Source organism: Variovorax frigidus, assembly GCF_051216515.1.
GTDB lineage: Bacteria > Pseudomonadota > Gammaproteobacteria > Burkholderiales > Burkholderiaceae_C > Variovorax.
This window is the reverse complement of the sequence record NZ_JBPJZF010000005.1, coordinates 550122-566521: the sequence shown is the minus strand read 5'-3', so window position 1 is coordinate 566521 and position 16400 is coordinate 550122. Positions and strand designations below refer to the sequence as shown.

Genomic DNA, 16400 nt, shown 5'->3' with positions numbered 1-16400 from the left:
GGAAACAGGTTGGAGTGCAGTCATGGCGGATCGCGGGCAAAGGGTTCCCCAGCCTGTTCCCCGCCAAGAGCGGGGAACAGGTCAGAGAAGCGCGGTGATTGAGGACTAGCGCCCTTGCAATGCTCGGCGCTCTTCGCTGGTCAGCCGCGCCATTAGCTTGGGATCGAATTGCTTGCCATTGCCTACGAGTTGCAAGAGTTTCGATGCGTCGTAGTTGACCGGCTTCGACGAATTTCCGCTCGATGGCGAGGTCTCGCTCTTGTCACTCGGGTCCAACGATTCACTGCCAAACCCCAGCACCCGCACCGTGAAGATCGACGGCAGGCTCTGTCGGGCCGATGCGCGCTCGCGCTGCAGCACGTCTTGCGCCGCCGTAGCCGCCGAACTCGCCGCCGCGCTGGCATTGGTCAGCGCAGCCACGTTCACCGCAGCCACCGTCGGGATGCCCATGGCCTCGCCTTGCACCTGGATATTCTCGGCATTGACCACGTGCAGCGCGGCAAGATTCACATTGCCCGAGACCCGGATGCCGGCTTCGCCCGCGTCGATCGTGCCCAGCGGCGCGATCAGGTCTACGTCGCCCGGCGGAATTTCCGGAATCGGGTTCAGCGTCGCGATGCCGGCGCCGGTGCTCGGCACCTGCGGCGAGAGTTTCACGTTGCCCCATTGGTCGTAGGTGCGCTTGGGCGGCGTGTACACCAAGGTGGTCTTGCTGCCGCGGCCGGCGTTGATGTCGCCTTCGGCCGACCAGGCCAGGATGTCGCCGCCGAACGTGGTCATGATGCGCGACAGGCCGAGCAGGATACTGCCCTGGCTATAGAGCTGGATGTCGCCTGCGCCCTGCGTGATGAGACCCGAGGTTGCGGGCGGCGCCTCGCCCTGCACGCCGATGATGATCTGTCCGGCCGGCACGAGTGCCAGGATGTCGCCGCCGAACTGCGTCTGGATGCCCGAGGCGCCGAACTGGATGAGGTCGCCGCCGCGTGCGATCGCGTTGCCCTGGGCGTCGGTCTCGGGGAACAGCATGGCGATCATCTGCCGGCCGCGCAGGTAGGAGTTGAAGCGGCGGCTGTCCGGATCGTTGTATTCGCGGCCGCCGGCGCGCAGCTCGGCGTAGTACACCGTGCGCAGAAAGATGCGCTGCTGCTCGGGGGCAAGGCCATCGAAGTAAGACCGCGCAGCGGAAGCGTCCGCCGCATCAAAGCCGTAACGCTCCCGCAGCCACGCGGCCAGTTCCTCGTCGTAGGTGTACGCCACCTTGCCGCTCTGCTCGGCCAGCGGCAGTTCCAGGTTGGCCTGGTTGGCCGGATCGAGATACAGCCTGGCAAGCGTGGCGTAGTCCGCACCGGCGGTGCCGAAACCCACCTGCGCCACGATGTCGGCACCGGGGCGCGTATCGCCGGGAATCACCGGGCCGATGCTGACCAGACTGCCATTGTTGCCCTGGTAGAGGTTGCCGCCGGCGGTCACTTCCAGCGTGCCCGGCCCGGCGATCTTGACGTTGGCGTAGAAGATGTCGCCGCCCGCCTCGAGCGTCGACACGTCGGTGGCGTTGGCGTTCATGAGGTAGCTGCCGGTATTGCCGGAAGCGCCTGGCGCTCCCAGCAGGCCGAAGCCAACGATGTCCTGCCCGGCATGGACTTGCATCGCCTTCGCCACCATGTAGGTGACCGGGGTGCCATCGCCCCCAGCAATGCGGCCCAGCACCGCGCCGACGATGTCGCCGTTCACGGCGTAGAAGCGGATCGGCTCAAGGTCGCCGGCATGCAGGACATCTGTCGGCGTATCCGGTCCCTGGAAGGCGAAGTAGCCCACGCTGCTGGTGTAGGTCGAAGGCTCGCCGTCGAAGGCCGGCGGTGAAATCGTCAGCAGCGTATTGGTGCCGCAGAGGCAGTTGGGATCAATGATCACGCCCGACGCACCGCTGCTGTAACCCGGCGGCAGCAGCGTCCAGGCCGGCTTGAACGGGTTGGGCAGGTCGTTGAGGCCGGCCTGGGCGCCCGACATGCCCAGCGTGAGGCCGGATGCGCGCGCCGTCGCGTAGATCGAGTCCATCGCCAGCAGTTGCAACTGGCCGGTGGCCGAGGGCAGCAACTCGATGGTGGCCGGCTGATTACTGGACTCCGAACCATAGTAGATGCTGCCGCTGCCCGCCACCGCCTCGAACTGCGCAGGCAGATACTGCTTGCTGCCGTAACCGCCAACGAAAGGCACCAAGTTGCCACCGGTCGAGAACAACGAGATAGCGGTCGCCGGCGTCCACAGCGAGAACCAGTTGTAGTCGACGCCACCGGCCTTGCCCGGGTAGTCCAGCAAGCTGCCGTAGAAGCTGTAGACCCAACGGAGGCTGCTCTGGCGGACGGGCGGAAGGAGCATGGGCGCGTCCTGGAACTCGCTCATCACCAGATCGCCACGGCTCTGGAAGTTCACCGCGCCATCCCCCGGCACCACGATCGGGCCGGACTGGTATTGATTCACGCGCTGGGCCGTGTAGACATCGACGCCGCGCGGGTCCTGTGCGGCCTTGGTGCCATAACCCAGGCTGAGGCCACCGATCGCGCCCGCCGACACATTCATGTCGCCACGCAGGTTGGTCAGCGTGCCCATCATTGCACTCGCGTTGCTCAGGCTGGCCTGCACGGCATTGAGGCCGCCGCCGATCTTCAGGGTCAGGTCTCCGCCGCCGGTCTGCACCAGCGTGCCGCCGGTGACCGCGCCATCTCGCGTGGTGGTGACCTGCGTAACGCGGCCGGTGGCACCGACGGCAACGATCAGGCCGGTGCTGGTCTGAAGCGTCTGGCCAGACTGCATGTATTGGTTGTAGGTCTGGAGCAGGCCCGCGTCGCCATCGACCCGCAGCGTCGCGTTGCCGCCGCCCAGCGCACCGAAGCCGGTGAAGCCGGCGACCCGCACCACCGGGTCTAGCTTAGAGGTCGACTCGTTGTAGCGGCCGCCTGCCGACACGAAGGTGCCGAAGTTGATCGACCAGGCCGGCGGGTGCCCCATCTCGGCCGCGCCTTGATGCCAGAGCCAGGCGGGCACGTCGTAGTTATTGGCGCCGCCGGTGCCACCATCATTGCTCCAGACGTTGCCGGTGAGGTCGCCCTGCACTGCAATCAGCAGGTCGCCGCCGTGGTCCGGGAACCAGGTCGTGCGCGCATTGAGCGCGGCGTCGTAGTCCGCGATGCCGGTGATGCTGGACCCACCGCTGATGAGAGGAGGCCGGGCCGGCGTGAAGGCTTCGTTGCCGGAAGGCAGGTCGAGCTGCGTGCCCGCGGTGTAGACGCCAAACGGCGAGGCCTGCGAGAAATTGCCGCCGGCGAGGATGTCGAGGTCACCGGTACCGGTGCGCAGCACGCTGAAGATCGGGAGCTTTGCCGTGTTATCGATACGCGGATCGTTCAGGGTGAGGTTGCCGGCACCATGCAGCGCCGCTGTCGACAGCAGCGTGCGCGTATCGGCGCCGCTGAGATCGGCGCCGCCGACCAGGCGAATCGAGGCCGACTCGCTGCCCGCCGCCAGCATCGGCGCCACCGCCCACACCGGCCGCGTGGCGGACGAGTAAACGGTCGAGGCCACTGTGCTGCCGGCCGGAAGCACGGTGCCCGCCGGGACATTCAGACCGGTTGCGAGGGTGTAGCCGCCGGCAAGCACCAGGGGATTGCCGGCTTGCCAGGTGGTGCCCTCGATGTAGAAATCGAACGGCAAGGCGGCGCCTGTGCCCACCGCCGTGCCGCTCGGCAGCACGGTTCCGGCCGGAATCGTCATGCCCGCGGTGTAAGTCTGGGTCATCGTGGTGATGGTGCCGGTCGCAGTCAGGGCGGCGGCCAGGGTGTAGTCGCCGGACAGCTTCACCTCTTGCGGCAGCGCCCTGTTGGCCACCACTTTCGCCCCGTCCTTGAGCTTGACGTCCGCATAGCCGGGCACCGCCGAACTCAGGATGGTGCCGGCATAGATGACGGCGTTGTCGCCCAGGGGATAGTAGATGGTGTCTCCCGGATAGAAGCTCGCGCCGTTGTAGTAGAAGTCATCCACCTGGCCGGCCACGACCGTGACCGGGGTCAACAACTCGCCCGATGCATTGGTCCCACCGAATCCATAGATCAGGGAGCCGTATTCATCCCTGGTGGTCGGATGCAGAGTGATGTCTACCATCGCCGCCTGCCCCTCGCGCAGCACCTCGGCGCCTTGCAGCTCCACGTTAACGGGCAGGATGACACCGGCACCCAGCTTGGTGCCGGCGCCCAGCGTCGCGCTGTCTGGCAGGGTGAAGTCGGCAGTCAGCGTCTGGCCGGCGGACAGCAGGATGGGAGCGTCATCGGGTGACGCCTTCGGCAACCCGAAGCCATCAGTGATGCTTCCCTTGATGTCAAGATCGCCCGCCGCGCGCACGGTCAGCGCCAGCGGTTCGCCGGCGCCGTAGCTGGCCGAAGCCGGATCGCGGCCGGCATTCGGGCCGTAGCGATAGCCCGCAAGATTGAGATCGCCCTTGAACGTGAGCTTGCCGTTCGAAGCATCCGTACTGACGATCTCCACGCCGGGGCGCAGATGGTAGGCACTGCCCTGCGCCTTGAGGCCGGCGAGCCGCGCCTGCAGGGCGCTGTTGGCCAGCGCATTGGCGTAGAAGACCTGGTTGCGCGCGTCGATCTGGTCGAAGCCCAGCCTGCCGTCGCCGGCCACCGGCGTGGTACCGCCGTTGTCCTGCACGATGCTGCCGTCGATGTCGGTGGGTGAATAGGTCCAGAAACCGTTGACCGCTACGCGCTTGGCCCCGCGCACGTTCACGCGGCCGGCGGCATTGATCAGGATGTCGCCGCCGGTCTCGCTGGCGCGGCGCGCGTTCAGCGTCACCCGTCCGTAGTCCACGCCCGGCGCGGACACGTCCAGGGTGATGCCGTCGCCCAACCGCAACCAGCCCTGGGCCGAGGTCAGCTCGATGTTGCCGCGGTTCTTGGCCTCGATGGCCTGTCCGTAGCCGTCCACCTGCAATTTGCTGCCGTGCGCGTCCAGCACGGCGCTTCCGGTCAGGCGGACATCATCGCGCGCCGCAAGGCGGATGCTGCCGGCCCGTTCGCCGGAAGCGTCGATCTTGCCGTTGACGGTGAGGCTGCCGCCATCGACCGATACCGCGACGTCGTGTGCTTTGAGTTCGTCGCCGATGGCGAGATCGCCCTGGCGCAGATCGAAGGCGCGCGCGCCGAAGAAACCGGCACCGTTCAATGCCGCGTTGAGGGCCGCGAAATCCGTGCTCAGGCTCGCGGCGCTGCCACCGATACGCTGCGCGCGCACATCAATGCCGCCGCCGTTGTACCCGTTGGCGCCACTGCCAAGCAAGCTGCCGCCAAGCAGCACGGCGCCGTTGGCGGCGTCGAGCGCGCTCAGGCGCAGCGTGCCGGCGTCCTGGTGTTCCGCCGAGACGTCGATGGTCGAGCCGGCCTGCTGCACGATGCTGCCGTGTTCGCTGCTGATCCGGATGTCGCCGCCCCAGGTATCGCGGGTCACGTTGAAGAAGCTCAGGCGCAGGCCGGAGACGTCGAGCAGCGAACCTTGGGCCAGGGTCACGCCCTGATCGGCGCTCAGGGTCAGCTTGCCGCTGGGCAGCACCACCGCCGAGGCGATGTCGATGGTGTTGGCGTGCAGGTTCAGTTCGGCGCCAATGTCCTGGGTGACCGCCGCCGTGCGGCCGGCAGGCGCGGTTACGTCGAGCGCGCCGCCGACGTAGTAGCTGATGACCGAGCCCGCAGCACCGGTCAGCAGCGGCGTGTTGAGACGCAGGTTGCCGCCGGTGCCGACGTAGGTTGCAGGATCGAATTTCACGCTCGGGTCGGCACCGGTCTGATAGACCGAGATGCTGCCCTTGGCGTTGCCGGTGATGCGTTCGGCGGCGTTGAAATTGACCTCCGAGAACCCGAGCATCAGGCGGTTATAGGGGATGGTGGTGTCCGGCTTGGACGGCGTCGGGTTGCCGATGACGATAGTGTTGGCGTCGATCTGCAAGCTGCCGCTGCCCAGTCCGCTCGCCAGCGGCGCGCCGGGAGGCGCGCTAACGTAGCGGGTTTCGAAAACGTCCTGGCGGCTGACGGCGCGCAGGGTGTCGTTCCAGACCAGCGTATCGGCGGTCAGGCGTACGACGTCGCCGGCGCTGCCATAGCCATAGATGGCCGGGCTGTTGAGCACGAACTGCGCCAGGCGCGATTTGCCGGTGGCCGGGTTAAGGGTATTGAGGTCGACGCTGCCGAAGAAGTTGATCGACTGCGTGGCAGTGAGGCTCAGGCTCTCGACGGTAGGAGCCCCCAGCACCGGGTTGCCGGCGAACAGCGTGTCGAGGATGCCCTGGTTGAGGTTCATGCCGGCCGGCAGCGTGCCGGCGGCGGCCAGCGCGGTGTCGGAGCCGATGTTGAAGGACGGAACGGCGAGCGAGAGGTTGCGCGTGCCGATCTGCGGCTTGCCAGTCAGCGATACGCCAAGGTCGGAATAGAAACCGACGGAGCCTTCGGAGTACAGGGATACACCGTCCTGCAATTCGATGTTGGTGCCGAACAGGCCGGACGGCGCATCCAGCGTGAACCGGCCGTTGGACACCAGCAGCGCGGCGTAGCTGCCGTCGATCGACGGCGCGGAACCGAACAGCAGGCCGGCGGACGAATCCATCCAGGTGACCCCCTGGCCCAGGGTGTTGATGCTGGCGCCTTCCTGCATCGTGATCTTCTTGTTGGCACCCAGCACCACTTGCCCGCCGGTCAGCGACACCCCGCTTTCCACGACCAGGTTGTCCAGCATGGCGTCCGCCCAGTTGGCACCGCTGAGGCCGATGTTCGGGGCGTCGTAACCCTTGCTGGGCCTGCCGCCCACGTAGAGATTGGGCGCGTCCACCTTGCCCAGCTCGGCGCCGGAAACGGTGACGGTAAGGGCGTCGTTGCTGGTGTTGCTGCCGGGCGCGGTAATGATGAGGTTGGTGACATGGACGTAGGCGGAGATGCCGGTGGCGCCGGCCAGGGTGAAGCTGCCGGGCAGGCCGCCCTTCGCCGCCGAGAAATCGGCGCTGCCGTTGAAGACCAGCGCGCTGCTGGCGGGGCTGTCGGCGGCGATGAGGGCGTTGAACCGCAGGCTCTTGCCGTCGCTGGCCAGCATCGGCCTCAGGGTGCCGAAGGTTGTCGCCTGCGCGAGCTGGAACTGGTCGTAGGTCTGACCGTTGTAGGTCGACCAGGTGCGCAGCGTGGCGCCATCGGTCAGCGTGACCCGTGTGCCGAGGCTGTCGCGGATATTGGTGTTGGCAATGCCCTGTACACCCGAAGTCACCCAGGAGCCGTCGGGCTGCCTCAGCGCGCCGGCGAAGTTGCTGGTCTGGCCGCCGAGTTCGACGCGCCAGGCGCCGGGCAGCAGGGCGTAGTTGGCCGGCATCAGCGTGTAGGTGCCGGCTGGCAGGCCGGGCGCGCCGTCGGCAATGGTGATCTGCTGGCCGATGGTTGGCACGGCGCCGGTCCAGGCGTTGTAGTAGCCGCCCGCCACCGGGGCCACGCCGGGCTGCGCGCCGGGGACGAGGGCGTAGACCTTGCCTCCGGCGTTGCGTGGATTGAGCAAGTTATCGACGGAACCGCCACGGCCGGTGATGAAGGCACCGCCCACGAACTGGCCACCGCCGGATACATCGAGCAGCGAGCCGGCAGCGCTGACCAGCGAGGGCGAGGTGATGGCCAGGCCGGTGTTGCCGTACACGGTAGGCGCACCTACGGTGAAGCTGCTGGTCCAGTCGCCGCTGATCAGGTCAGGCGCGGGCGCGGCGGCGCCGTTGTAGGTGTAGGTCACGCCATCCACCGTGCCACCGAAGGGAGTCACCAGATCCCGGGTGCTGATGGAGGTGATGCTACCGGGCAGCAGTTCCACTTTCTGCCTGCCGTTCAGGGCCAGCTGGCCGAAGGGCGCGCGCAGCACGCCGCCCTGCTCGATGATGCCGGCGCTCAGGGTCAGGCTGCCGAACAGGGAATACGGCTGGGCGGGCAGATCATCCCCTGCCGAGGTCGAGAGGATGCTAAGCCGCGAAGGTTCGCCGTGGGTGGTGTTGGTCCGGCCGCCGACCTGGACATACGCAACCACGCCGCTGGCCGGATAAATCTGAGCGGCATTGAGTTCGAGATCGCCGAAGGTGCGCAGTTCAGTGATGCCAGTACCACTAGCGCCCAGGCCGGCATCGGGCGCCGGCATCGTGCTCGCCAGGAAGCGCAGGTCGCCGCTGCTTTGCAGGAGGGTCTGGTCGTAGTTGCTGCGAACGACGTTGCGCAGATCCATCAGACCGGACTCAACCTTGAGCGTGCCGCCATTGGCAAAGGCGGGCAGCCTGGTCGGCGCCGGCCAAGGCTCGCCGTTGTAGTAGCCCCTGAGCAGGGTGCCCCCGTCAAACAGCACATAGGGCGCGCTCAGGATGACGTTGGCGCCGGCCTGGGTCTGCTGCAGGAAGCCCTGCTGCAAGCTGAGGCTGCGGCCAAGGCTCAGGTTGACGTCGCCGTCGAAGGCGATGGCGGAGCGGCCCCACAGCGAGAGACTGTCGAAACCGCCCTGCTCGATCTGCTCGGCGCTGATGCGGGCCTGGGCGGGGACGAAGCCGTCGTCCAGTTCGCCGGGCTTCAGGTCGTCGGCCAGTGCGCCGGGCACATAATCCTGCGTCACGTAGAGGACACGTCCGGGACGGGTACTGCCGTCGCGAACCCCTGCGTATGGGGGCGACTCCAGAACGAGCGCCAGGCTGCCGCCGGCCGCGCCGGCACCGCCGGCCTGCGCGCGCATTTCACCGGCGAGGAAGAAGCTCAGGAAGGAGTTGACGCTGATGGCGCCGCCGTCGCTGGCGATGTCGCGCAGCACGCGGCCACCGTTGCCATCGCCCAGGCTCAGGCTGGCGCTGGCGCCGGAAACATCGATGAGCGCACCCGGGCGCACCACCACATAGGCAGCGGTGGACAGCACGCCACCAATGGCGCCGGGATCATTTCCGCCCGCACCGCCCAGCAAGACCGAGCCACCGTCCAGCACGATGCCATAGGGATTGCCCTGGATATCCAGCGCGGTATAGGCGCGACCGGCAGCATCGAGCACGGCGTGCTCGCCGATCCACACCGACAGCGCATCGGTGGGGTCGTCGCTCTCGTAGCCGGAGTCATTGGGAAAGGCAGTGCGGTGGGCGCTATACACATCAGCGATCGTGCGCGTGTTGACCACGCTAATGCTGCCGCCCGGCGCGACCAGGCTGCCTTCGACGTCAATCTGGCCTTTGCTGGTCAGGCTGATGCTGTGGCCCGGATCAACACGGATGGCAGCACCCTCACCAACGATGAGGGCACCGCTGGACAGCGGGGTTGCCACACCACCCAGCAGCGCCACGCCGGGGATGCCGCCGGTGAGCGAAAGATCGGCGCCGGCGCGCTGCTTGAGCGTGCCTTTGACGGGATTCTCTGCAAACAGCGGCGGCAGGGCCAGTTCAACGGCCCCGGCCAGCGCGTCACCGGCCAGCGTCTGCTGCGGGGCGCCTGTGCCCAGGCTGGCGCCGGTGTAGCGGTAGACCGGCATGGCCACATCGATCCGGGTGCCGGGCTGCACGATCAGGCCGGCGGCGCCGGACAGGTTGTAGGCCGAGAAGCCCTGCTGGAAGAAAGCGTCGGCGTCGGTGATATCGAAGACCGGCAGCACCTGCACGGCCATCGGCAGGGTCATGCCACGAGTGAGGAGGGTGCCGGGGCGCACCCTCAGGTCCGCCGCGAGCACGGTACCGGCGGCATAGGTCGTCGTCTTCGGATAGATCGGAATCGGCGCGGTGAAAGCGTCGGCCGGCAAGACATAACCGGCCGGGAAGTCACTATTGATGGCGATCACCTGATAACCGGCCGGAATCAACTGGCCGGGCGACCTATAGCCCTGGGTGCCCGTCACCGGGTCGCGAGCGAACACCCCGCCCATGGGCGGGGTCCAGCCGTTCGGTCCGACGATTTGCGGATTCCTGAACGAGATATTGAGGGTCACGCCGGGCGGCACCGGCTCGCCGAGCAGGAGGAAAGCGCCTGAGGACACGTTCAGCTCGAACGGCAGCGTGGACCCCGCCGGCAGGGTGAAGTCTTCGCTCACGGTGAGGTCGAAGGGCGCGGCTTCGCCGGCGGCGAGCTGGCCGCTGGTTTGCGTCAGCGTGCCGCCGATGGAAATGGCCGCCGGCGTATTGATGGTGAGCTTGCCGCCCTTGCCGAAGCCATAGGAGGCGATTTCGCCGCCGCCGTCGATCACGAGGCCGCCGGCGCTCAGGCTGATGTTGCCGCCGTTGCCACCCCGCGTGGAGCCATCCGCCAGCACCGCGCCGCCGGCCGAAGCGTCGATGCGCGAGCCGGATTCCAGCGCCAGCGCGCCGGCAATGTTGAGCGACACCGCGCCGCCGTTGCGGAAGGCAATGCCCCAGGCGCTCGAAGGATCAAGAGCGGCGTTGGTCCACAGGCCACGGGTGTCAATGGTGATGCCATCGGCGATGGTCAGGTCGCCTATTTCGCCGTACGGTCCGGTGCCACCTGTGATGCGTACCGAGCCGCCACGGGCGCTCAGGTCACCGCCGAGCGTGATCAGGTTGGCTTCGATACCGAGCGCCCCGCCCGCCGCCAGCGTCAAGCCGCCACCGATGCCCAGATTGCCGAGCGTCACCACGCTCAGCCCGCCGAGACCGGCGTCGTTGAGGCGGTCGAGGTTGAGCCAGACGGAATTGCCCTGCACGTCATCGGCAGGCGGCGCGGCATTCAGGCTGACATCGACAATCCGGCGCAGACGGGGACTGCCGGAATTGGGGTCCAGGGTCGGATCGTAGGTCTGGATCAACAATCGGCCTGCCATCGCGGCCTGGGTCTGGCTCAGCTTGTAGGCGTCGGCGACGGTCGCCGGCCGCACGTCGATCTGCCGGCCGCTGTTGAATACCTGCGCGTTGATGTCGCCGTCCAACGTCGCGTTGGCCGCCGAGATCTCCAGCTTGCCGGCGTCGCGGCCGACGGTATAGCCGTTTTCGAGCCGCCGCTGCGGAGCGATCAGCGGGTTGTAGTAGGTCTCGGTAACGCCCCAGCGCACATGCTGGTCTTCGTAGCCGACGTACACACCGCTGTAAACCAGATCGCCCGGCGCCTGGCCCGCCGTGTACAGATTGCCGTCGCTGCCCTTGAGCCAGGTCTGTTGGATGTAGCCGGTGGCGACATCCAGCGTGCCGCCCGCGAGATTGATGCGCGAGCCAGCCTGGGTGACGACATTGTCGGCGGTGAGATTGACGATGCCACCCTGCGCCGCCCACTCACCGATGCCGTGGCCCTGGTTGCCAAGGTAGCCGCTGACTTCCAGCAGGCCGCCGGCGGTGTACCAGCGGTCGGACTCGTAGCCCCCGGTGCCGGCCGGCACCAGGGTCAGTCTGCGGCGGTCGACCCAGAGGTTGCGGTTGAACAGCTTGCCCGCGTCACGGTTGAGCGGCGCATCGCGCAGTTCGTTGCCCTGCACGTTGACCTTGATGTTGTTGCTCTCCATCGCCATCTGCACGCCGACCGCGCCGGACACGTCCAGTTGCGCGCCCTGATTGACATGGACCGTGCCTTGGCCCAGCGACGCGCTGTTGCTGGCGGTCACCGCAAGCTGGCCGCCGGTGGCGAGCGTCAGGCTGTCGCCTGCAAAATTCACCCTGCCTCCGCCGACGATTTCGATACGCGAGAGGTCGCGGCGGTCCGACAGCGTGGAGTAGTTGTCGAAGTTCTTGGTCGCGCCGGCGAGGACGGCCGCACTGAGGCGCTGCTGGTCCAGCGTCGCCGATTCCTTGATCAGCGCGTCGCGCTGGCTGTCGAGCGCGGTGGTCTTGCCGTCGTCTTCGATCAGGACGGCGGTGACCGCGTCCTTGCCCAGGGTGACCTGGCCCAGCGTGTCACTGGCCGAGTTCAGCAGGTGAATCGTGCCGCGGGTGTTGACGGTGGTGGTGCTGATCGTGGCGCCGTCCTGGCGCACATCGCGGCCGGCCAGGGTGATATCACCTTCGCGGGCGAGGATGAGGCCGGTGTTGCCCACCTTGCCGGCCGTGCTGCCGGCATTGAACTGCGGCGCGATCTCGCTGCCACGGGTGGTGGAGAACTGGTTGCTGTCGGTGCCCACGCCCTTGCGGATACGAAAACTGTCACCGGCTGCCAGTTGGGTCTGGCCTTTGCGCGTGGTGATCTCGCCGGCGTTCTCGACCTCCGTGCCGAGCAGCATCACATAACCGCCGCCGTTGGTGACCGACTGCGGCTCGCGCGTGACGATCTGCGCGCCCTGCTCGACCTTCACGGCGCCACCGGCACCGGTGAAGGTCGCCGACGTGACACTCCGACCGTACAAACCGTTGTCGCGGAACTGCGCATCGCTGAGATTGGCGGCGGCCACCACCAGATTGCGCGTGTCGGTCTGGCTGCTGCCGCTGAAGACGATGCCGTTGCGGTTGACGATCAGCACCGTGCCGTTGGCCTTGATCTGGCCCTGAATCTGCGAAGGCCTCGCCTGCGTATCGTTCACCCGGTTGAGCACAGCCCAGTCGGCCTGCTGCTGAAACTCCACAGTGGTTCGCTTGCCGACGTTGAAGGTTTCCCAGTTCAGGATGGCCTTGTCACCGGTCTGCTGGATCGCCACGTTCGTGCCGCCGTCGGCCTGCAGTGTCTGCACGGGTGCGTTGGCGTTGTGCCAGCCTGCCGTGAGGCTGTCGGTGTCTGCCTTCAGGCCGCCATCGGCCAGGCCGTTGGGCACCGGCGACGGACCTTTCAGCGCCGCATCACGTGCCGCGGCCTGCGCAGCCTGCCGGGCGGCAATGGCCTGCGCCGCCACAGTCAGGTTGCTGATCGACCGTTGCAGTTGCGCGCTCGCCTGCTGTTGCTGCAATGCCGGGTTTGTCAGGCTTGATGCCGGCATGCCGTTGGGCAGCCTGCCCGTTTGCGAGGCCGTGTTCTGAAGCGACCCCTTGTCCGCAAACCAGGCAGGACTGAAAGCGCGCTGGGCCTGGGCATGGCCGATCACCCCGCCGGCTGCCAGCGTGATGGCAATAGCCCTCGCAATGGGCGCCATGCGCAATACACGATCCTCCGTGCGTTTGGAATATTCCTTGCCTTTGCATGCATGTGTTGTCATGTGAGGTTCCCGCCGATGGTCCGGTTATGTCAAAGCCGATGCCGTCTGCGCTCGGGCAGCCAGCCATGTCTATGGAACTTCGTGGGGCCGCGGCAAGCATTGCCGACGGCACCCAGAATTTCCGATCTGCTAAGACAACCGGGAACCCCCAAATCCCTCAACTTTTTTTGCGAACCCAGTGTTCATGCGGGTTTGCGGGACACAGACTGCGTAACAAGCGGGCAAGGCAAACCAGAGGACACATTGCGATGCGTCATCAGTTCATCACAAAGAGCGTTGAGCTCAGCTCAGCACAAGGAGCCCGCCGGGCAATGAGCGCGCATTCAGATCGAAGGAGTTTTCCAACTGCGACAGCGCAGCGTCCAAAGCCGTGATGAGAAAACGGCCCGTCACCCGTTGCTCGCGCGTCGCATCGTTCAGCAGCATCACGTGGCCGACCCGATACCGATTGATTTCCGCCAGTACATCGACGAGCCGTGCCTCATTGAATACCAACTCGCCCCGGCGCCATGCCGCTATTTCTTCCGGCTGCACGGTGGCAACCCCGCTCACGGCCACCGCGTCGTAGACGGCCTGTTGGTGCGCTTGCAATGTGCGGGCGCCCAATGGGTGCTCGATCCTCACGACTCCCTCGACGCAGGTCACGCAGACCTTGCCCTGGAGATGGCGGACCTCGAATCGCCCTCGATCTGCCATGCTGCGGCCCGCCCCCGCCACGACGGTGAAGCGCTCCACGGCGTTGCCCAGATCGATCGCGGCTTCGCCTTTGATCAGGTCGATGCCGATGATTGAGCCGTGTTCGGATTGGCGCCGAATGCTCGTCTGGGTGTTGAGCACCACCGTGGCTTGGGGATTCAGCGCCACGAGGCGCTGCTCGCCGACGGCCGTGCGGTCATCAGCCGTCCATTCCGTGGGAGACGGCCAGCGCCCTCCCGGCGGATACATCACCGCGACACCCCCCAGCGCGGCGGCGCTCACGGCACCGCCCAGCAAGGCGCGCCGGCCCAGGGACGTCGTACCTGACGCCGTGCCGTGCAAGGTCGTGGCATGCGGATGGGAACGCAGGTATTCGCCGGCTGCGGGTTTCATCACCGCCCAGCGATGCTTCACTTCGCTGAACGCCGTCTTATGGGCCGTGCTGGTACCAAGCCAACGCTTGAATGCCTCGGCGTCGGCAGTCGAGACATTCTCAGACGCGAGCAGGCGCAACCAGGCACGCGCCTGCGTGCGCAACGCTTCCGCTTGGACGGAGCGATCGGGGGCGCCCGTGTTCATCGCATCACCCCAGGCCGCCTCGCGCGACGGTGGCCACAGGGTCTGGCCGGACGATCCAGGGGCTGAGAGCTGTCAAATTTGGTCTGTTCACGTGCTATGACAAACGGCATCGCCGAAAACCCTCAACTATTTTTTTCATTGTCCATTTGCGCATCCAGATAGTCGTGGGCACGCTTCAATTCGTTTTCGACGACGCGCAGCGACACCCCCAAGCGCCGGGCGACCTCTTTATGCGGCAACTCCTCCCAACGCACCAGCAGCAGGATCGCTCGGCGACGCTCGGGCAGGCGGTCGATGTACTTCTGCGCCGTTTGCACCTCCGACCGGATTTCGGCCAACCTTTCAGGCCCTGGTGCCGGATCGGACAATTCCATCAGGGACTCGATCTCATCCAATGACAGCGAACGGTTCTGCCGACGCTGGACGTTCAGCGCGGTATTGACGGCTGCTCGCACCAGATAACTGCCCGGGCTTTGGACCGGGCTGCCCTTATCGTCGCCTTGCAGCCGCAGCCAGGTATCGTGCAGTGCGTCGGACGCCAGGTCGGCATTGCCCAGAAGTTGCGTCACGCGCCGCTTGAGACTGCCATAGTGCCGGGCGAGATAGTCCGACAGGATCGGGCGGGCATCTTCCGTCATGAGCGCGACGCCTTCTCGTTCTGGCTGCAGAGTGCTTCCCCGTCGTGGGCACGCTCCGCCTCGCGGGGCAGCAGCAGCATCGTCAGCGGCTGCGCCATGGAAGGGGGCGGCGCCCGACCTACCCGAACTAGCGCCAGCACACTGCGCACGGCGGTATCACGCTGGGCATTGCCCGTCGACGTGAGCAGGCGCCCTTGGCGGATCTGCCCCCCCGCATCCACCTCGAACTGCAACAACGCCCGGTAGTCGCCCGGTGCCGTGCGGGCGTCGGCGCAGAGTGCGTCCCAGACCTGGCTCTGCACCCAGCCGCCGTAGTCCAGATCCAGCCCATTGACGTCCACAGCAGCAGTGTCGACCGAGGCCTCGCGTTTCAGGACAAAGGCTTCCTCGGGGCCGCTTTTTCCCTTTTGCGCGACCAAGCCGGTCCCGTTCAGCAGGAGCCGCAAGGCTTCATCGGGGGAATGACGTCCCAGGACCGAATTCGACCGCTTGCCGGCCACCAGGGCACTGCTGAACACCGCCGGGCGCCTGGCTGCTGCGGCATAGCGTTGCAGCGCGATGGCCAAAATTTGGGACGGGATATCGAACTGCACCAGTCCATCCGGCAGCCGCCCCGGGGCGGCCGCTTCCTTCGCGTCACTGGCAGGGCTTAAAGCGGCTCGATCATCGGCCCCGGCGCACGCGGATGCAACGCCGCATAGCATTCCCAGGATCGCCGCTGTGCGGGTCAGTTCGGCCGCAGGCGCGTACATCCCGGCCGACCTTCGCCCCCTGCTTTAAAGCGAACGTCACCATGCCCGTGGCCGTATCGCGGGCACCATGACGGAGGGAGTGATCGGCTTTGCAAGGTATACGCACCATTATGGAATCTGTCATGGTGTCATCAGATGGTGACTGTAATGTTACAAACGCGAAATCTCTCCGCAGAACCTGCCACGCCTTGACCTGCGGGCTGATCACCGACCCACGCCTCGCTGCTGCCCAGCTCCCAGGACACCCCGCCGCCGTGCACCACCGCCGAGAGTGTCTGACCCAGGCGTTGCCCGATCACAGGCTTCTACGGCACCAGGCCGAACCCCGGCCCATCGTCGAGCATGGCGAAGCGCCCGCTGGCGAGTTGGGCCGACCGCCGATAGACGCCGCTGATGCGCTCCCCATCCGCCCCCTGCCGGTGGACCAGCCCGGTGGCCTTCGCGATGTCCAGCGCTGCTGCTGCAGCCGCTCGCCAGCGCAGGGTGGTCAGAATATTGCGCGCCAAGATCACAGGGCGGCCGTGCCGCTCGACCAGGCACTGGTCGACCGGGAAATCGGTGCTCTTCTGCAAGGCTTCTTGGAGCAGACCGCCAA

General features: G+C 66.6%; 5 protein-coding genes. All 5 read right to left on the bottom strand.

Annotated elements, in window-relative coordinates; genetic code table 11:
* Positions 1-105 precede the first annotated feature (105 nt).
* A complete protein-coding gene (locus ACSFBC_RS17965; RefSeq protein WP_435511700.1) occupies positions 106-13140 on the bottom strand; it encodes a filamentous haemagglutinin family protein in 13035 nt (4344 codons plus the stop codon).
* Positions 13141-13422: 282 nt separating this feature from the next.
* Positions 13423-14415, bottom strand: coding sequence for a FecR family protein (locus ACSFBC_RS17960; protein WP_435511699.1), 993 nt, complete (start codon positions 14413-14415; stop codon positions 13423-13425).
* Between the two features lie 122 nt (positions 14416-14537).
* Positions 14538-15053, bottom strand: a complete 516-nt coding sequence (locus tag ACSFBC_RS17955) for an RNA polymerase sigma factor (RefSeq protein ID WP_435511698.1) — start codon at positions 15051-15053, stop codon at positions 14538-14540.
* Positions 15050-15646 carry an STN domain-containing protein gene (locus ACSFBC_RS17950; RefSeq protein ID WP_435511697.1) on the bottom strand — a complete coding sequence of 199 codons (597 nt, stop codon included), beginning with the start codon at positions 15644-15646 and terminating at the stop codon, positions 15050-15052. Before ACSFBC_RS17950 ends, ACSFBC_RS17955 begins: the two co-directional genes overlap by 4 nt.
* Before the next feature lie 464 nt (positions 15647-16110).
* Positions 16111-16377 (bottom strand): DUF3363 domain-containing protein, encoded by a 267-nt coding sequence (locus ACSFBC_RS17945; protein ID WP_435511696.1) that lies wholly within the window; start codon positions 16375-16377, stop codon positions 16111-16113.
* Between the last annotated feature and the right edge of the window lie 23 nt (positions 16378-16400).

Excerpts from the sequence above, each read along its gene's own strand:
- ACSFBC_RS17965 (WP_435511700.1), bottom strand. The coding sequence starts at position 13,140 with ATGACAACACATGCATGCAAAGGCAAGGAATATTCCAAACGCACGGAG.
- ACSFBC_RS17960 (WP_435511699.1), bottom strand. The coding sequence starts at position 14,415 with ATGAACACGGGCGCCCCCGATCGCTCCGTCCAAGCGGAAGCGTTGCGC.
- ACSFBC_RS17955 (WP_435511698.1), bottom strand. The coding sequence starts at position 15,053 with ATGACGGAAGATGCCCGCCCGATCCTGTCGGACTATCTCGCCCGGCAC.